The organism is Paenibacillus terricola, assembly GCF_014779765.1.
Taxonomy (GTDB): Bacteria; Bacillota; Bacilli; order Paenibacillales; family Paenibacillaceae; genus Paenibacillus_T; species Paenibacillus_T terricola.
Genome location: NZ_JACXZA010000001.1, coordinates 283,539 through 302,607, shown reverse-complemented (window position 1 = coordinate 302,607; position 19,069 = coordinate 283,539). Strand labels below are relative to the sequence as shown.

Annotated in this window: 19 protein-coding genes; 9 read left to right on the top strand and 10 right to left on the bottom strand. The window is 48.6% G+C overall.

The window, feature by feature from the left end; translation table 11 throughout:
• Nucleotides 1-9: 9 nt before the first annotated feature.
• On the bottom strand, nt 10-714 hold the full coding sequence (locus tag H8B09_RS01395; RefSeq protein ID WP_191201697.1) for a hypothetical protein: 705 nt from the start codon (nt 712-714) through the stop codon (nt 10-12).
• 103 nt (nt 715-817) lie between these two features.
• Nucleotides 818-1,258, bottom strand: a complete 441-nt coding sequence (locus H8B09_RS01390) for an Lrp/AsnC family transcriptional regulator (RefSeq protein WP_191201696.1) — start codon at nt 1,256-1,258, stop codon at nt 818-820.
• A gap of 146 nt (nt 1,259-1,404) precedes the next feature.
• Between H8B09_RS01390 and H8B09_RS01385 the strand changes: the two genes are divergently transcribed.
• Nucleotides 1,405-2,232, top strand: coding sequence for an alpha/beta fold hydrolase (locus tag H8B09_RS01385; RefSeq protein WP_191201695.1), 828 nt, complete (start codon nt 1,405-1,407; stop codon nt 2,230-2,232).
• A 103-nt stretch (nt 2,233-2,335) separates the two neighbouring features.
• Complete coding sequence (locus H8B09_RS01380; RefSeq protein WP_191201694.1) at nt 2,336-2,746, top strand: VOC family protein; 411 nt, start codon at nt 2,336-2,338, stop codon at nt 2,744-2,746.
• A 69-nt stretch (nt 2,747-2,815) separates the two neighbouring features.
• Here the strand turns inward: H8B09_RS01380 and H8B09_RS01375 are convergent, their stop codons facing one another.
• Both H8B09_RS01375 and H8B09_RS01370 read right to left on the bottom strand, forming a co-directional pair.
• A complete protein-coding gene (locus tag H8B09_RS01375) occupies nt 2,816-4,273 on the bottom strand; it encodes a DHA2 family efflux MFS transporter permease subunit (RefSeq protein WP_397376045.1) in 1,458 nt (485 codons plus the stop codon).
• Between the two features lie 179 nt (nt 4,274-4,452).
• Complete coding sequence (locus H8B09_RS01370) at nt 4,453-5,373, bottom strand: VanZ family protein (protein ID WP_191202745.1); 921 nt, start codon at nt 5,371-5,373, stop codon at nt 4,453-4,455.
• 327 nt (nt 5,374-5,700) lie between these two features.
• On the opposite strand from H8B09_RS01370, the gene H8B09_RS01365 reads away from it, so the two are divergent.
• From H8B09_RS01365 to H8B09_RS01350, 4 genes are all read left to right on the top strand, one after another.
• A complete protein-coding gene (locus H8B09_RS01365; RefSeq protein WP_191201692.1) occupies nt 5,701-7,179 on the top strand; it encodes an FAD-dependent oxidoreductase in 1,479 nt (492 codons plus the stop codon).
• A gap of 76 nt (nt 7,180-7,255) precedes the next feature.
• Nucleotides 7,256-7,843: a TetR/AcrR family transcriptional regulator gene (locus tag H8B09_RS01360; protein ID WP_191201691.1), complete on the top strand. Its 588-nt coding sequence runs from the start codon at nt 7,256-7,258 to the stop codon at nt 7,841-7,843.
• Between the two features lie 55 nt (nt 7,844-7,898).
• The gene (locus H8B09_RS01355) at nt 7,899-8,777 is read left to right on the top strand and encodes an ATP-binding cassette domain-containing protein (protein WP_191201690.1); all 879 of its coding nucleotides are present in this window, start codon (nt 7,899-7,901) and stop codon (nt 8,775-8,777) included.
• Nucleotides 8,770-9,456, top strand: coding sequence for a hypothetical protein (locus H8B09_RS01350; protein WP_191201689.1), 687 nt, complete (start codon nt 8,770-8,772; stop codon nt 9,454-9,456). Before H8B09_RS01355 ends, H8B09_RS01350 begins: the two co-directional genes overlap by 8 nt.
• Nucleotides 9,457-9,530: 74 nt before the next feature.
• Here the strand turns inward: H8B09_RS01350 and catA are convergent, their stop codons facing one another.
• From catA to H8B09_RS01320, 6 genes are all read right to left on the bottom strand, one after another.
• Entirely contained in the window at nt 9,531-10,190 is a 660-nt protein-coding gene (gene catA / locus H8B09_RS01345; RefSeq protein WP_191201688.1) for a type A chloramphenicol O-acetyltransferase, read from the bottom strand.
• A 551-nt stretch (nt 10,191-10,741) separates the two neighbouring features.
• Entirely contained in the window at nt 10,742-11,458 is a 717-nt protein-coding gene (locus tag H8B09_RS01340; protein ID WP_191201687.1) for a response regulator transcription factor, read from the bottom strand.
• A gap of 17 nt (nt 11,459-11,475) precedes the next feature.
• Nucleotides 11,476-12,942 carry a sensor histidine kinase gene (locus H8B09_RS01335; RefSeq protein ID WP_191201686.1) on the bottom strand — a complete coding sequence of 489 codons (1,467 nt, stop codon included), beginning with the start codon at nt 12,940-12,942 and terminating at the stop codon, nt 11,476-11,478.
• 3 nt (nt 12,943-12,945) lie between these two features.
• The gene (locus H8B09_RS01330) at nt 12,946-13,671 is read right to left on the bottom strand and encodes an ABC transporter permease (protein WP_191201685.1); all 726 of its coding nucleotides are present in this window, start codon (nt 13,669-13,671) and stop codon (nt 12,946-12,948) included.
• Nucleotides 13,668-14,372 carry an ABC transporter ATP-binding protein gene (locus H8B09_RS01325; protein ID WP_191201684.1) on the bottom strand — a complete coding sequence of 235 codons (705 nt, stop codon included), beginning with the start codon at nt 14,370-14,372 and terminating at the stop codon, nt 13,668-13,670. Before H8B09_RS01325 ends, H8B09_RS01330 begins: the two co-directional genes overlap by 4 nt.
• A gap of 45 nt (nt 14,373-14,417) precedes the next feature.
• Nucleotides 14,418-15,389, bottom strand: a complete 972-nt coding sequence (locus tag H8B09_RS01320) for a hypothetical protein (protein ID WP_191201683.1) — start codon at nt 15,387-15,389, stop codon at nt 14,418-14,420.
• A gap of 638 nt (nt 15,390-16,027) precedes the next feature.
• On the opposite strand from H8B09_RS01320, the gene H8B09_RS01315 reads away from it, so the two are divergent.
• From H8B09_RS01315 to H8B09_RS01305, 3 genes are all read left to right on the top strand, one after another.
• Nucleotides 16,028-17,197, top strand: coding sequence for a sensor histidine kinase (locus H8B09_RS01315; RefSeq protein WP_191201682.1), 1,170 nt, complete (start codon nt 16,028-16,030; stop codon nt 17,195-17,197).
• Nucleotides 17,184-17,870: a response regulator transcription factor gene (locus H8B09_RS01310; RefSeq protein ID WP_191201681.1), complete on the top strand. Its 687-nt coding sequence runs from the start codon at nt 17,184-17,186 to the stop codon at nt 17,868-17,870. The genes H8B09_RS01315 and H8B09_RS01310 overlap by 14 nt, the downstream gene beginning before the upstream one ends.
• A gap of 217 nt (nt 17,871-18,087) precedes the next feature.
• On the top strand, nt 18,088-18,975 hold the full coding sequence (locus H8B09_RS01305) for a CPBP family intramembrane glutamic endopeptidase (RefSeq protein WP_191201680.1): 888 nt from the start codon (nt 18,088-18,090) through the stop codon (nt 18,973-18,975).
• The last annotated feature ends 94 nt before the right edge of the window (nt 18,976-19,069 follow it).

Genomic DNA, 19,069 nt, shown 5'->3' with positions numbered 1-19,069 from the left:
ATCACCGTTTTACAAGTTGTAAATTCGATCTTTCAGTTCGCTCATCGATTTCATGATGGAGATGCACGACTCTTCATCATCGATCGACGCGTGCCAACGCAAGCAAAATAGCCCCTTCAAATAACCCATGCATAGAAATCTTTCTTTGAAATCAGGAACGACAATGCCCTTCTTGTACAAATACGGAACGAGCAGCTCCGGAATTCGCATGTACGGTTTGTGCAAATCCATAATCGCGAAGTCCATCAGGAAATCACCGATGCTTGCGTAGCTCCAATCCGGAAATCCGACCGTAGACTTGCCGTCCGTGATCATATTAGAGAAGAACATGAAGTCGTTAACCAAGTACCGCCAGCCCTCGCAATAAGGGATACGGTCCATCATCTCTTGATAGTAGTGTTCGAAGAACTCGCGCTCAAGCAGCGTCGTATCGAACATTTCTCTCCAGTTGTACCAGTATCCTTCTTGGTCCTCAGCGAATTCGCCAATGATATATTCCCTGCACGTTGTATGTTGCGTCTTACAAGACTCATCTAGGTTTCCATAACCATCCATATCCGAAATGTCCGACGCATGGATTTCTAAGATTTTATCGAAAAACAACTCGTGACAATCCCAGAACTGCTCCGGGGACAATTGGTCGGCTTCAAATCCGCTTGGCGTCATGTCGACCTTCTCCGATAGTATCGATCTGAGGACGTTGTCTCGGCTCATCTTGTTTGCTCCTTTGCGACTTTCAACTAGGGTTCATCAGGTGCGTAGCTAATCTACGTCTAGAATAACTTTTCCCCCGTATGATGAATAGGTCGAGTTTCGTTTAAAGCAACTTTGCATCTGCAACAAGACTCTTATCCTCGAATCGTGTAGACAGAACTACAAGCGTCGAAGAAAAGCCGAATGTATTGCAGCGTTCAAGAAAAGCTTCCAACGTTTCGCTAGTTGCAGTTACAACCTTTAATAAATAATTATATTCACCGCTTGTTCGGTAGAAATCGATGATCTCAGGCGACGCCTCTCCAAACTCTTCGAATTCCTTGCAGTTATTCGACTTCAATAGAACAAACGCCGTTGTATATTTAATAAGCTTAGATGGTGAAAGGACCGCCTTATAGCCCTTTATGACCCCTTGCTCCTCCAGCTTGCGAAGCCGTTCCGTGACAGCTGGCTGCGACATTGCAATCTTACGGCTCATCTCGGAAACCGTAATACGGGCATTCTCATGAATGATTGACAAGATCTGATTGTCTATCTGGTCCATCGTTAGCACACCTCATTTTTATAAAGTTAAGTTCCGAAACAACGATAGAATTAAGTTTCCAGACCCCATCTTTCTTCATAATCCCATTTCGATTGTAATCTAAATTCTATAAAATTCCACTATAACCAGCAAGGGAGATGGAAAAGATGGCGACAGCGTTAAACAAAGCAAAAGAGATTGATGGGTTACTTTATTTCACGACCACTGATGGCGTTCGAATCGCTTATCGAATCGATGGAACAGCCGATAAACCGGTATTGATGCTTGCGAACTCCATTGCCACCTCAATCAATATGTGGGACGGCCAAATAGCTGAATTGTCTCAGCATTTCCGCGTGCTTCGATACGACTACCGAGGTCATGGCGGCTCGGATACGCCAGACGGCCCCTATTCGTTCGACAGACTGGGACGCGATGTCATCGAATTATTGGATGCCCTTCGTATTGAACAGGTACATTTCCTCGGATTATCGTTAGGCGGTATCGTCGGCCAATGGCTTGGCATCTATGCTCCTGAGCGAATCGACCGACTGATTCTAAGCAATACATCCTCCTACCTCGGGCCAGCTGAACAATGGCAAGGTCTGATCACCTCCGTCCTGCAGCCGGAGAACCTTGCCGAAACTGCCGATACATTCATGAGGAACTGGTTTCCTTCCCATATGCTGGAGCCAGAGAATACAATCGTCAGCTCATTCCGACAGATGGTGCTTTCTACTCGTCCGCAAGGAATCGCAGGAAGCTGGGCTGCAATCCGCGACATGGATATGCGCCGGACGGTTGCCCTCATTTATAACCCAACATTAGTGATCGCCGGCCAATATGATACTGTGACACTTCCAAGCCACGGTGAATTAATCGCCAACACGGTTCCGAACGCAGCCTTCGTCTTGATGACTTCCGTTCACCTGCCGAATATCGAATATCAAGACCAATTCCTGAACATCGTGTTGGAATTTTTGCAATTGATTTAATTGATCGCGACTCTTCTAGATATGGTAATATTTTACTAAATAAAGTAAGATAGATGATGTAGTTATTTATCATTATTCTATAACTGAAGGAGGTATCGTACGATTGGGGAATGTGGAGATGAAGTCTACTTCCGTCAAAGAGTCTCCTATTGAAGGCGGAGTGCCTGCGGTATTTATTTATGTTAGCAACTTGGCGAAGTCAGTGGAATGGTACGGCAAGTTATTAGGGGAAAGAATACCGGATACCATTCGGGAAGATATTCATATCTTTGATCTTGGCAGTGGGGCATGTCTCTTCCTCCGGGCGCAAGATTATTTGGACCGAATTAATGTTGATCCCTCCACTTGGAAGCCTAATCGGCTGCCGGTCTGCAGCTTGATGGCTAAAGACAAGGATCTGCCGCAAGCCAAACATTTTCTAATCGATGCGCAAATCGAGATAATCTATGAAGATGATGAAACGATTAATTTCCTGGATCCCGATGGGAATGTGCTGATGATTTGCTCCATTTAATCGACAAAGGCACCCAATCAGGGTGCCTTTGTCCGTTAGAAAGCTATATCGCATTAAGTTCGAATAAACTTAATGCCCCATGCCTTGGCGAGGTCCTTCGCCTTCTGGCGGCTGCGTCCGGCGAATGAACAGACCGATCACGAGCGCGAGAATACCTATGCACAGACCTACCCAGAAAGCATTGTGCAAGCCCTCTACCATACCTTTTAACGATTCGATCGGATCTGTAGGGTTGCTGGACTTCGCAAGATAATCTTTGGTGCCGTTGGACATGATGCTGATGAACAACGCAACGCCGATTGCGCCTGCAACTTGCTGAAGCGTGTTCATTATCGCCGTTCCGTGTGGATACAGCGCACGCGGCAGTTGGTTCAAGGCCGTCGTCTGCGCAGGCATCATCACGAGTGAAATGCCGATCATCATAATGATATGCACCATGATGAGGTAACCTTTGGTCGTCTCCATATCAATGCTAGTGAACATGTAGATCGCGAAGACCACAATGGCAAGGCCCGGAATAACGAGTACACGCGGACCAAGCTTGTCGAACAAAATGCCAGCTACAGGCGCCATCAATCCGTTGACAATGCCGCCTGGCAGCATAAGAAGACCCGACGCGAATGCTGTCAGCATAAGCGGACCTTGCAAATACAGCGGCAGCAATGTCAACGTCGAGAACAACGTCATCATCATGACGAGCATGAGCACCGTAACGAGCGAGAACATTGGAAACTTAAATGCGCGCATATCCATAACCGGACTTTTGAGCATCAACTGACGTATAGCAAAGAATAGAATAGCGAGGACACCTACCGCAACCATCCCATACACTTGAGGTTCGCTCCAACCGAGGTCACCTGACTTACTAAATCCGTACACCACACCGCCGAAACCAATCGTTGAGAGAATGATCGACAGGATGTCCACCTTCGGCTTCGTAATCGTCGATACGTTCTTCATATAAACGGATGCAAAAATAATCGAGAATGCCGCAAGCGGAATAACTAGGTAGAACAACCAGCGCCATTCAAGCGAATCGAGAATGAGACCCGATACCGTCGGTCCGATCGCCGGGGCAACCATGATAACCAGGCCGATCAGTCCCATCGCTCCACCGCGCTTTTCAGGCGGGAAAATCGCAAGAATCGTGTTCATCATTACCGGCAGCATCAATCCGGTACCAAGCGCTTGTACAACACGCCCTACCAGCAGCACTTCAAATCCTGGTGCAAACGCCGCAATAATCGTACCTATTAAGAATAATGTCATCGCACCGATGAACATTTGCCGTGTCGTAAACCATTCTTGCAGAATCGCCGTTACCGGCACTAGCACGCCAACTACCAGCATGTATGCAGTAGATAGCCATTGAATTGTAGAGGGCGTTACATTTAACGCCTTGATCAAATCCGGAAAAGCATTACCGAGCAACGTTTCGTTCAAAATCGCAACGAATGCGCCGATGATAAGCGCGATAACAATCGGGGCCCGTTTGATTTTGCTTAAATCCGGCCCTTCTGCGCTCATTGCAGCTTGAGCTTCCATTGTATTCAGTTTCCTCCCTGTTCTGTCTGCCTTCAAGACATCCGGCTTATGTAGTGGTGGAGCCGTGAGCAAGCTAGCCACCCTCACAATTCCCAATAATCGCCGACCTGCCTGAAAAAGTCAACCCGTTTCACGCCTTCAAAACGACGTATATGCCATTTTTACCAACGCCAGGAATATTCCATCTCCCTAAATCCAACATCCCATAGTTTTTCATTTCCTTCAATGGTTATGGTAAGCTTGTTTGCCCGTTCGAGATAAAGGCCAAACATATCCGGCTCATGGGGCTGATCTTCTGCGGACATGGACAGAAACACCTGCCCATCGACGGTAACCGTAATGCTTCCACGAAAATCCTCCTGGTCAGGAATTCCATAATTCATGTAGAGATAAAGCTCCTTATTGCCTTTGCCTAACATATACGTGTATGTTTCAATATTACGGCCCTCTGCGCTATACACATTATACTGGGGCACTACCTTCTGGCCGCCAATTTCGAAAGGATCTAACTTTGCTCCCTCTGACGGCTGTCCGGTGCTATCTTGCAGTTCATTTATCGCCACAAATTCGCTTAGCTCTTGGGTAAACGCCTTGTCCACAACCCCGAAGCTCCCCCAAATTCCAAGCATAAGGATAGCAATAGCAATGCCCACAGCGGCTATATTGCTCCAGATACGTCTATAACGACATCCCGATTTGTACGCCCCGAATCCAACTGCTGCGCCCAATGAATTCTGAATGACGTCGTTAATATCGAAGCTGCCGAGCAAAGTTAGAGCCTGAATGGTTTCAATCACAAGAATAGACAGGATGAACAAGATCATGAAGCGAATAAAATCGGTTCGATATAACAGCGGAATCAATAGGCCAAACGGGATAAAGGCTGCAATGTTGCCCAAATCCACAAGATCCATCAATGTAGGATGCAGAAGATCAGAAAGACCTGGCAGCCTAAAGAAGCTGTCCGGCAGAAAAATAAAAGTATACCCCGTCACATGATCTACAGTACCTAACCTACCGAAAGCGAGAAATATAAAGTAGAGGATCAGAACGGTATACGATATGGTTATGGCGGCAATCATCTTACGTTGTTGTTTGGTCACTGTTTTCTCCTTTTCACATCTTTAGAACTCAGCAGTTCAATAACTGGTATAGGCAAAATGTAATCACCCCTAATTTAACGCAACTACAGCCACAATAGTTTCTGCAAGTATAAGAAAGTTTCTGGAGGGGCTTGTCGCGAAACAGGCACCGCTTGTTCCTGCGATGGGACGGTGGCGCTTAGCTTGGCATTCGCGCCCAAATTTCTAGAAATAATTGACAGGACGGAACAAATCGGTTATTTTAAGAATGAACCATTCATTCTCAAACAGAACGAACGTTGATTAAAGATCAGGGAGGAATGACTTATGAACACGGAACGAGCCATTGTTATTGGCGGAGGTATCGCCGGACTGCTCGCAGCGAAGGTTCTATCCGATTATTATGGAGAGGTTGTAATCGTAGACCGAGACGATTTCCCTCTGGAGCCCGTGAATCGTCCCGGAACGCCTCAAGCCTTTCAGCCTCACCGTTTCACGCCTCGCAGCAGATTGATTCTAAATCGCTTATTCCCTGACCTTATCGATGAGCTAATCAAACATGGGGCCTACCCCACTCGCGGTAAAAACGTACATCTGCTTAACCCCTACGGCTGCATGTCCGCGGTCGAACACAATCATGATGCTTCTTTCAGCAGAGCCCTATTCGAATGGGTCATACGAAGCAAGATTCGGGCGACAGAAAACGTTCGCTTGCTTGGTATGAACGAAGCGACTTACCTACAAACATCCGAAGATCGCTCTCGAATTACCGGTATCGTAATCAAGGAGCGTGAATCGGGCGAACGTAAACAGTCCACGATGAAGGCGGATCTTATCATCGATACTAGCGGACGATTATCCAAGACCGTCCAATGGCTCTCTGAGCTTGAGTACAAAGTTCCGCAGCCCGATCGATTAAAGATCGATCTGGGTTACAGCACTCGTCGATACCGCATCCCTGCCGGGCGCAAGGAAGAGCTGGGCACGATTCGTATGGAGGGCGATCCTATTGCTGCAACGCATGCTGGAGCTTTCTCGATCATTGAAGACGATACAGCCGAACTGGTACTCTGGAACTTAAATGGTCGGTACCCCTCTACAGACCCGACGTTATTCGAACAAGAAATTCGCCAATTAGGAAATCCGCTATTGAATGACGCATTACAAGGACTGGAACCGATCGGACAACCGCGTGGGTTTAGGGTACCGGAATTGTCCAGGCAGCATTTTGAACAGATGCAGGATTGGCCTTCGGGACTGTTGGTCATGGGAGACGCTTTCTGCCAACTGGATCCTGTTTACGGCCAAGGAATGACGCTCGCTGCGATTGAAGCGGAGATTCTTGAAGAGTGTATTCAGCGGCAGTTGAATCATCCCATACCTCGCTTCGAGCTTGATGTCCTTCAGCGGATGCAGAATAACATTGAAGCGGCTTGGTGGTTAAATGTCGTATCCGATCTGCGGTGGAAAGGCGTGGAATATCTCGGCATGCAGCCGATTCAAGGCTTGACGTTCGCTCAGAACTACTTCGATCATCTTCTCAAATTTTCTACGGAAAACGCCAATTACGATATACTCGGATTATATTGGCTCATCAACTCTTTGTTCTTATCACCGCAACAGTTGTTTCATGCAGATATGGTCACAGCCCTGTTGGCTGCAGACAGCTGCGGTGATGCTAAGCGATGGCTGGACCGCTGGATCGAGGAGTCGGATCAACCGATGGTTGAACGGCTGTCGCAAACAATTCCTTCATTTGCAGGAGCCACCTTCGCTTCATTGGATCAACTTATGTTTTCAACTTAATCAGTTATCAGTTATCGCAAGTATCTAACTTAAAAGGAGTGCCTAAACATTGTCGCCCTTATCCGAAGAACAGTTAATGAAACGGCGTGAAACTCAAAGGCAGCGAATCATTGAAGCAGCTCTAAAGGTATTTGCAGTGCGCGGCTTGCAAGGAACGAAGATGAGCATGATCGCCGAAGAAGCCGGACTGAGCGCAGGTCAGCTCTACCGCTTTTTCGAATCGAAGGAAGAGCTGTTCGTCACCTTGATTCGGCAAGTTGCCGAGGAGACTACCCGGGCAATGGAGAGTATCTACAATCTTCCCGGATCTCCTTTTGATAAAATTCGCGCCTTTACCGCAAGCACGTTGAAGGAAGAGAGCGCGAAATATCCATTCAAAATGATTCAGCACGTCAATACTGCCGAAGACGCGCCGGAAGAAGCTAAACAACTGATCCAACAATTTTCCGCTAAGCGCTATATCGAGCAGCTGCTTCCTCTGTTCAAGGAAGGGCAGCAGACTGGGGATTTTGCACAAGGCGAACCCCGCCGGCTCATATCCGCCTTTCTGACCCTGTTATCCGCATTGATTACGTTCAACATGCCTATTGATGACGATCATCAAATGCCGGATGCAGATATTCTCATGCGCACTATAGCAGGTCCGCGCACCCAAGATCGCTAAGCTAAGGGCCACTCATCGTCGGCCCCGGCTATATCTAAGGAGGGGATGATCGGTAATGAGTACAATTCTGGCTTGCACGAACTTAACAAAGAGCTACGGCAAACACGATGCCGTCCGAAATCTCGAGATGAAGCTGAACGAGAACACCATATATGGACTCCTCGGTCGGAACGGCGCCGGAAAAACGACTTTACTCAACATGATATCCGGCAGCCTATTCCCTAGTTACGGTCACATTGAAGTCGCCGGTTCTCGACTTAAGTACGGGGAAACTCCGATGGAAGTTTGCTATATCCGAGAGAAGAATCTGTTCTTCGGCAGCGCAAAGGTCATCGAAATTCTGCAGCTTGCATCTGTGTTTCACAAGAATTGGGATTGGTCATTCGCCCATGAGCTGCTAAGAATCTTCAACCTCAATCCCAATAAAAAGATCCGCCAGCTCTCCAGAGGAATGGAATCCCTAGTCGGCAATATCATCGGTCTGGCAAGCCGGGCGCGACTAACGATTTACGACGAACCGGTGCTTGGTCTTGATGTATTAATGAGGGAAAGGTTTTACCGCATTCTGGCTGAGGATCATGCGAATCATCCTCGAACGATTCTGTGCTCGACCCATCTGATTGACGAAATAGCGACTGTCGTTGAACAAGTCTATATTCTGGACTTCGGCTCCATTCAGATGAACGATAAGGTAGACAACATCCGAAACCAATCCCATTTGTTGAGCGGCGATCGGGTAGCCGTTGAGAGATTCACCGACGGCAGGAAAGTCATCTATCAAGACGCTTACGGTCAGAACGTTGTGGCTGCGGTATATGGAACGCTCGGAGATACGGATCGACAGCTCGCTCACAAGCTCGGCATTATCATCGAAAGCCTGCCGCTCCAGAAATTCTTCTCCTATTTGATCGAAGGGAGGCAGCGAATTGAATAAAACGACTGTACTGTTGAAGGCATCCTTCCTGCAGCTCAGGCTTTATCTGTGGATTATTCTAGGTATACTCGCCGTCAGTGTTACTACGGACCTGATCATAAGTCTCGGAATGGGACCGGGAGAGAACGCTTCGGTGTCGGCCGCAAATTTGCTCAATGTGTTCTTGATTTTCGTCGGAAGCGTTCTTCCCTTAAGCTTCTTCAAGCGAGTCATTCATTTAGGCGCAACCCGTAAGGAGTATTATGTTGGCGTCTTGTTGGTCTATGCGGTATCGGCGGCCTTCTTCGCAGTACTCAACATCGCTTGGTTACAACTGGAGACAGACGTGATTCGCAAGTACGAGCAGACGTTTAACATTCTCGAAATTTTTCACTGGGACCAATTCGGCATCGTCGGCATGTTTGGGTACCAGTTCGGCGCATACCTTTTACTGCTTGCGCTTTTGAATTTGTTATTCACCGGCCTTCGCCATGCTGCGGGCTGGGCGATGTGGGCGACCCTCATTGCGATGATCCCCATCTTCACCTCGATCGCTTCGCTTCGGAGCAAACTCGTCGATGGTCTGCACACGCTGCTCTTCAATCATTCCCTTCTGCAAGGATTCGGATTGACATTCGGAGTGGCATGCCTGCTGCTTGCCGGTGGTTGGTGGTTTACAACGAGACGCTCCTTCATGTAAATCGCAAACCGTTCAAACAACACGAAGAGCCTATCACCACGCGTGGTGACAGGCTCTTCTCTTATGGTGGCTATTTAATTAATAGACAACCATTCCATGCAAGTATCTGCACGTAATTGCAGCTCATTGAACAACACGCCGACGTGGTAGCCGTCGCAAACGGCATGGTGGAATTGTCCCGACAATGGCAGCATTATTTTCCCATCGTGCGCATGGTATTTCCCTATTGTAAAGATAGGCAGTAAATACGTTCCATCGTTATACACATTCAGATTAAAGCCCGTAAAGCTCACCCACGGGATGCTTGAGATTGGGAAGCAATTGGCTGGTTCATTGGCTTTAGCAGCAAATTGTTTAACACTTCCGAACCTATTCATATCATCAAGATAACGGTTGTAGAAACCATTAAACTCTTCATCGTACACCGTCCAGATGCTTGAGAAAGTCTTATCATCATCATGGAAAACGGTAAAGCTAGGAGACATGCTGTCCCAATAACCTAATCGACCTTCAGAATCGTAACATGTACGAAACTCACGGTGCCGGTTTACCACTGTAGTTATCATATGGATTAGTGTCGGGTACAGCTTAATCTTCTCACCCTTTACTACTGACAGCAGTTCGGTAATATCAATATTCGCCGTCATGCTATAGGTACATCTGACATTATTTAAATAATGTTCGAAATAGGGTTTCCTACTCCAACTATCCATATCAATCGGATTGAAAATCATTTGTTATGACCTCCCAAAATTTATATGTTTATATTTTAGGAGGTCTGCTCGACTGATTTAACCATATCCCTATCACGATCCCTTAAGAATTATTCAGTAATGATTACTATAATTTAACCACAGAAACCCATCCTATAACCATCCAAATCTTGATCGATAAACTCTTTGTTTGGATAGCATATTCGAAGTTAATATCTGGATACTCCAATTCTGTGTATGCTTATTCTTTCCACATCGTTGGAAATTTTCATGCTGCCGAGGATATCCCGCAAGATGTTTTTGTAAAAGTTTTTTTAATCTGATTACATTACAAGACAATGAAAGGTTTGGACCTTGGTTACTTACAATTACAAAAAGAAAATCGTTTGATTGGATTAAGAGGACAAAGAGACAGCCATGGATTCTATGAGAATGCTGACGAAATGGGGGTTCGGCTACGAGCGTCAGTAAGATCGAGGCGGCAGGCCCTGCATATTCCACGCCCAAATACCTCCATGCCGGGACTTTTCTTTCTCCTTAAGCCAACAGCCTCGCCTATCAGCAGAGACTGCTCACACCTTAAACCGATACCCCGCGCCCCATACCGTTTCGATAAACTGATGCTTCGCCGGCTCCTTCTGAATCTTGTCGCGGATCTTCCCGACATGGACCGTGACCGTGGCGGAATCCCCGAAGTGATCGATCCCCCACACTTTATCCAGCAATTCCTCCTTGGAATAGACCCTATCCGGATTTTCCGCGAGGAAGAGCAGCAAGTCGAATTCCTTGGCGGTCATCGTGATCTCTTGCCCGTTCAGCATCACCCGTCTGGCATCGACCTGAATCGCAAGTCCACGAATGTTCAATTCACGCGCCTTCCGAATAGACGAAGAACCGGCGCCTGCAGCAGCCCCAGTCAACCGGTCATATCGTTCAAGATGTGCCTTTACCCTCGCCACGAGTTCCGACGGGCTGAACGGCTTCGTTACGTAATCGTCCGCGCCCAAGCCAAGTCCCCGGATCTTGTCGATATCCTCCTTGCGGGCGGATACCATCAGCACCGGAATGAACTTCTTCTCGCGAACCCGCCGCAGAATGTCGAAGCCATCCATGCCCGGCAGCATGACGTCTAGAATAATAAGATCGTATGCTTGCTCCAACGCTTCCTCCAGCGCTTGCCGTCCGTCTTCCCGAAGGGTCACCTCATAGCCGTGCACCTCGAGGAAGTCCCGTTCCAGCTCGGCGATCGCTTGATCGTCCTCGACGATCAACACTTTCCGTTTCGTCATCTTCTTACTCTCTCCCATCACGCTCGAGACTGATTCATCGGAATCGTAAACATCACCGTCATCGATTGTCCCAGCTCGCTTCTTGCGGTAATCGTCCCACCATGAAATGCGACGATCTGCTTCACGATTGCCAAACCTAACCCGGAGCCGGATACGTTCTGATTCCGATTGGCGTCCGCACGATAGAACCGGTCGAAGATACGTTCTAGCTCGTTCTGCTCCATGCCGGGACCGTTATCCGTCACCGCGATGACCCACGCCTCCGCTAGTTGGCCGAAATGCACATGGATATGCGGTTCCTTCTTATCCATAAACTTCACCGAATTGCCGACGATATTCAGAATGGCTCGCTTGAGCTTCTGGGCATCCATCGTCGCGACAGCGTCCGATCCGGCCTCGTATTCTCCCGTCAGCCGTATGCCTGCTCTCTCATATTCGATGTACAGCTCGCTCATTGTCTGCCCGTAGAACTCCGCAAGCGGTACCTGATCGAAATGGAACTTCTCTTGCTCGAGATCCAGCTTCGACAGCAGGAACAGGTCATCGATCATCCGATCCATGTCGAGCGTCTTCGTATAAACCACGTCGATATACTTCTTCAGCTTCTCCGGATCGTTCGCAACGCCTTCCCGAATTCCCTCCACATATCCCTTAATCGAGGTGAGCGGCGTCTTCAGATCATGCGAAATGTTCGAGATCAGCTCTTTGCGATTCTCCTCCAGCGCCAGCTGCGCTCCGATCGATCGCTCGAGTTCGCTGCGCATTTTCTCATACGAGCGGATCACGCTGCCTACCTCGTTGCTCACTTTCGATTGCAGGCTGAAGTTCAAGTCCCCATCCGCGATACGGCGGGAACCTTGCTCGAGCTGCCGCAGCGGCCGGACGATATCCTTCGTCGTAATCCAAATCAACGGCACTAGAATAATCCCAAATAAGATTGCAATACCCAGAAGCACAAAAAGCGGGAACCGGTCACCCTTCGTCCACATCTCCGTTACATCGGTGACGAGGTAATACGTTAAGGGCTCGTCGATCGCCGGAAAATCGTAACGAACCGCGAGTAACTCGCGTCCCTCCCACGAAATCACCGTAACCGCGCCGTCTGCGTGCTGCCCCATCTTCGATACGTCTTTCCGCAGCTGCGCAAGGAACGTATTCTCCTCCTTGAGCGCGCCGTAGCTTTCCCATCGTTCGCCTGCCTGGACGACAAGGAAGCCCCCGAACGGCTTAAGTTGGTCCCCTAATAGGCTCGCGAATGCGGGGGAGGCCAGTTCCGCCGGATTGTACCGCTCCGCATAACGCAGGTCCACGAACAGATCGATGCCCCGCCCAAACGCCTCACGAGGGGATTGATCCTTTATGATGCCGCTCGCAAAATACGAGACGACCGCCGAGACGAGTCCGATTCCCGTCACAGTGACGATCGCCGCGGTCAGCAATATGCCGATGATATACGTTAAGATGAGCTTCAATCGAATGGACATCTGTTAGATCTCTTTTCTTTGGAAGGCTATCAATCCCAATATAGTGCCAATAATATAGTAGGTTGCTATAAATAGCAATGTCGAGATCGACGCGCCGGCATCGCCTGCATACAGGAGCGGCCGCACCCAATCCGTGAAGTCCGTGACGAGGAATCGGCTCAATTGCGGTTCGAGCAAGCCGACGACGCCCATCGCCATCCACAACACAACGCTTACCACCAGCCCGACTCCGCCGCTTCCCGTCCATAAGGATATACAGTTGGCCAGCACCACAAGCAATCCGCAGAAAAGAATCGCGCCGCCAAGTTCCGCCAAACTCGCCCCCAGCTCAGAAAGTGCAGGCACACCCTGGAGCACTATGCTTCCGATCAACGTCGGCACGAACACGCTTAGCACGATCAGAGCACCGGCGGTCCACCCTGCGAGTATTTTCCCCATAAAGAGGAACTCTCGGCTGATCGGCAGCTTCAGCGCGTGCTTAATCGTACGATCCTTAAATTCGCCGACCATGAGGTCGCTCCCGAGCGACACCATGAATAAGGGGAACACGATCGCAAGCAACAATTCCAGCACGGTCGACGGGAGGTTGTCGTCCAGCCCGATACGGTCGCCGATCAAGACGGAGAAGATCCCGATCAGGAAAGCGAGCAGCAGCAGCACCTTCAGCTTACCTCCACGGAGCAGCTTACGCAGCTCTTCGCCCGTGAGATAGTTCAATTGCGCGATCATTCGGCCCCGCTCCTTTCTTGCGCGATACCGTGCAAATAATATTCCTCTACGCCCCGGAACGCTTCCCGAATGTGCGCGACGCTCGCGGTACCGACATGCCGCCCTTCGAAGATGATGCATGCATGAGTGATCCAATCCTCGATGTCGTGCACCTGATGCGACGAGACGATGATGCTAATCCCCGTCTCGGCTACGAGACAGCGCAATATTGCGGCCATCTCGCGCCGACCCTCAATGTCCATGCCCGAGAACGGTTCGTCGAGCAGCAGCAGCTTCGGCCTGTGGAGCAGCGCGCTGGCGAGCTCAATCCGTTGTTTCATGCCGGTGGAGTACTTCTTGATCTTGAGCTGGTGGTGCTTCGACATTCCCACAAGCTCTATCGTTTGCCGAATACGCGCTTCGTCGACGCCAGAGTACAGCTTGTGATAAAGTTTCAAATACTCGTAACCCGTAAGATAGGAGTACGGTGTCGGCTCGCCGATCATCAAGCCCATGTGCGGCCTCGTCTGCTCGGGCAGGTCGGCGACGGAGACTCCGTCCAAGCGCGCATTCCCGCTGTCGCTCTCGAGCCACCCGGCCATCGCTTGCAGCGCTGTCGTCTTTCCGGCACCGTTCGGTCCCAATAAGGCGACAACCTCACCGGGAAGTACGGTGAGATTGAGCCCTTGGATACCCCGACCGCCGGGGTAGACCTTCGACAAATCGTTCACTTCGAACATAAGACAGGTCCTCCCGTTATCGTGATGTTAGCCGCGATCGTCGAACGTTGCTGCGTTGATGATTTCGATGTTCTTGCCGGCAGGGTCGTACACGTCTGGCGTCGTAGCGTTAATGCCGCTGATATCTCCTGCACCCTCGATCTCCACCGTGTGGGCAGTACCTGCTTCGTCCTTGCCGCTTACTTCAATCTCGCCTTGCACGCTCTGAAGCTCGTTGTTCGCATTCACCGTGAACTGGAGCATCACGTGCTCAACCGCGAAATCTTTCGTCAGCTCTGGCAATTGCTCTTCGAAGTTGATGTCCTCAAGTCCTTGGAAGAAAGGAAACTGCTTGATCCGCTCCCATTCTGCCGGCACTTCCTCCGCATGCTTGCGTCCAACCCTGTCCTTCGACTCTGCCGCGTCCATCAGCAGGCGAATCGGAAGGGGAATGTCCTTCTCGTCAATGTCCGCCGTAATCGTCTTCGAGCCGTCCGCATGGTTAGCCACGCTGAAGTTATTCTTGAGGTCGCCGACCATGAAATCGAGGAGCGCTTCTTCCGCCTTGCTCATCGAGCGGTCATCGCGGCCGTCCTTATCAGACCGCTCGCGGCGGTTGCCGCTGTCTTCCCCGCCATGGTTGATCACCTGATAGTTCAGATTGTGCGTGCGGTCGATCATATAAATGCTTTCATCGTTGCTGCTGTAAAGACTGGCGCTGCGTGCGACGCCCATGAGGGTGAAGTTGAAGTCGCTGCTCACGATGTGCCCATCTTCCGCGTCCGCTACTTTCGCCTTACCGTGCGAGTCCAGTACCGTCTCGCCGTCTACCGTCACGCTGAAGTTCCCGTTCACCGTCGCACTCTCGATCTTATCGGCCGACAGGTTGTTCGCCTTCAGCACCTCTTTGAACGCGTTGTACCCATCCGTATTCGGGGTGTACGCGAATGCCGTCGCCGTAAACAACGTCGCCGCGGCCACGGCCCCACCGATCATCAACCATTGGTTTCTCTTCTTCATTTCATATTCGCTCCTTTAAGATTGTATGGGTTCTCTCTTACTTACAACCTTAGTCTAAAGGAGGAGTCTAAACTTCCTCGAAACCAATTCGAAAATATTTCTAAAATGTGGGGACCGTGAAGTGATTCAGATTGGGCCTTCAGTTTATCGACTCTGCCGAAATCGTCTCACACCCATACAAGAAGCAAGCTTAGCGCCTTCTTCTGCTAAATGCAGCCATGGCGTGTTATCGTCGTTCATTCCCCTGAAGGGAAATACAGACTTCGGCCTCTTGTACAGTTTAATACCCAACAAAACGATACATCTGCGGCGATGCTCATTATTTTGGGCGATACCCAGAGTGAATTATATGTAGAAGAAATTTATAATGCTGCTGTGTAATCAGGGAAAATGCCTTGCGATGTACGCGACAAGCAGGTCACACAAATTATGAGCAAATTACCTTTTGGCGCTAATTTGAATTCACATTCCCCATTACAGACGAGAGTCGGACCGGTAACCGGTCCGACTCTCTCTTCTATGCCTGTATCTACTGCATATCTCTACCATTCAATTGTTCCAACAAAACCCAGTTGAGGTTCCGTATTTCATGTATAATCAAGAAAAACCATCGTATGCTTGAGTATGAAAGGATATCTATGAAAAAAGTCTTTTACATCATGGACTGGGGGATATTCGGGCTCCGTTCCTACAATTATATTTTGCTGTTATTACATATTGTAACGGACAATGACTATTCATCACAATCGCTCTTGGACATCGTGTGGCTCTTAGCGGCTTTGATTATTCCAAATCTATTCTGGTTTCCGCAGCTAAGGACGAACAAGGAATGGTTCATCTTACTTGAACTATTGCTGGGAGGATCCTATTATATTAAATCGTTCATGCAGGCGGATCAGTTGGGGAGCGTCGATTACCTTATTCCAAGTCTCACAATCGGTTACTTATTGACCAGAAAGACGGCATGGACATTGCCGGTGCTATTATTACTCCCCTTTGCCAGCATGTTATTTGGCGAAGTTACATGGGACCTTGCGCTCGGTTCAAGCTCAGACAACCTTCTTTTCTCTCTTATCGGAATTTGGGTCAACTTCATTGCCAGAGCCTATCATGAGAAAAATAAATTAGCTAAAGAAATTGATGAACAAAATAAATTGTTAACCATATATACTGCCGAGATCGAAAGGATGACTCTGCTCGAGGAACGAAATCGTATGTCCAAAGAGATGCATGACACGTTAGGGCACTCTTTTATTTCCCTTATTATGAGTCTCGATGCCGCTATTGCACTTCTAGACAAAAACCCAAATCAAGCCAAAGAAAAATTGATTCGTATAAGAGAACTGACGGAACACAACTTGGATGAGATGAGAGACATTGTGCACAAGATGGGCGAGGAAGAGAATATAAGTTTAGTGAACCACGCCGAGAAACTCGTCAGCAACTTTCGAGAATATACCGGAACGGTCATTCGTCTCACACTGACGGGAACAGAACGGATCGTTCATTTCGATGCGCGGCAATCGATCATTCGGTTGATACAAGAGTCTTTTACGAATGCACTAAAGCATGGAAAGGCAACGGAAATTGAGTTGAATATCCGCTTTTCCCCCTCAACTTTGCAAGTTTCTATTCGAAATAACGGAAAACCTTTGGGTAAGATCGAGTATGGGTTCGGCTTGACAACAATGAAGAATCGGATCGAGATGCTGGGAGGTACCTTGTCAATCTCCGACTTGGCGGTCGCTGGCGCTGAAGTCAGATGCGAAATACCACTACAAGGAGATACGTTGTATGCCACAAATTAAAGTGCTCATCGTTGATGATCAGGAATTGATTCTTGAAAGTCTAAAAATAGTACTAGAAATGGAAGACGATATCGAGGTTGTTGGATTGGCTAGGAATGGTGAAGAAGCTATCAACTGTTGTGAACTATCCCAGCCGGATATCATCCTCATGGATATAAACATGCCTATTATGGATGGCGTTGTTGCTACGGCGAAGATTAAACCTCGATTCCCGTTAGCCAAAATCATTATTCTAACTTCGTACAAAGAGGTTGAATATGTTCTGGCAGCGTTAAGTCATGGAGCTGAAGGTTACCTGCTCAAAGCCATCCATCCCAAAAACCTCGTCGCCGGCATACGGGTGGTTCACACAGGAGGCACGCTCATTTCGCCGGAAATGGCAGACAAAATGATTAAAAGCATGCTGAAAAGCGGTATTTCGCCAACTATTGATACACGGTCTTCTGAACCCGAATTGCTTGAGCACAACAATGAATTCGGACTTAGCAACCGCGAAATCGAAGTTCTTCACAAGCTGGCGTTAGGTTTGCGCAATCAGGACATCGCTAAGGCATTATATCTTAGTGAAGGCACGGTTAAAAATTACATCTCGAATATTTATTCGAAATTGAATGTAAAAGGAAGAAGAGAAGCTGCCTATAAAGCTAAGGAAACAGGGATTTTAGATCTCTAAAAAACACATCATCAAGAAGAATAGATCATACAATAGATCTGCTGAAAGCCGACACCATAACGGATGTCGGCTTTTATCTTGTTAAAGTCATATGACCGCGACATGACTAAACGGTACTACTTACATATGACTTTTTTAAAGTAAAGTTTGATTTGTAACCTGCAAGATCGGAATGACAATAGCTATCCTGTTAGAGGAAGAGGAGCGATCAATTATAATGATAAAGACGAATACACCCAACAATGAGGTACTTAGCGTGAAGAGAAAGACTAAGTTAGCTGCCTTCTTTCAATTCCCTCTCATCTGGATGCTCGTGGGAGTGCTTGGGATCATCCTCGCCAATGTGACATTCAATTGGTTATCCACAGACTTAAATGCACTAGGGTCCATCATACTGACACTTGTCGGAAGCGCCGTTGTAATCCTTATCTACTGGCTTGCGATGAAATTCCTAGCGCGGCGTCCGGTTCCTGAACTTCTGTTCCAACGGCGTGCGGTATCGGAAGTCACTCTCGGCGCTGTCGTCGCCCTTATCTTTATCATCGTTTCAACAACCCTCATCGTCTTATTCGATGGGTATTCGTTCGAATGGTCAACCGGCAACACCAGCGCTGTCGTATGGCCTATCATCACCACCTCACTCGGTGCCGCCTTCGTAGAAGAATTGATTTTTCGTGGGCTTGCTTTTCAAGCAATTGAACGAATGGGTGGAAGCTGGCTTGCACTGACCCTAACATCCCTCTTCTTCGGGATCGCGCACCTAGGCAACCCTGGAGCTACAATTTGGGGAGGCCTATCCATATCCATTGAAGCTGGTGTATTGCTAGGTGCAGCCTTCCTGTGGCGACGCAATGTTTGGTTTATCATTAGTCTCCATTTCTTGTGGAATACATTAGAGGGACTCTTAGGCATTCCCGTCTCAGGCCATCCCTCCGCAGGTCTTTTCACGGTCGAAGTTACGGGTCCGACCCTACTCACCGGAGGGAATTTTGGCCTGGAGGCTTCGATAATTCCCGTAATCATTAGTCTGGTGATCGCCGTCCCTATGTTGATTTCCGCTCGCCGCAAAGGGCATCTCCTACCACTCCGTCAAGATCCGCGATAATCGAACTCGATGGAAGCCAATTCGAACTTCACATTACCTCCTTCTTCTGAAATACCAAGAACCTCTTCGATACTTCTTCGAAGAGGTTCTTGGG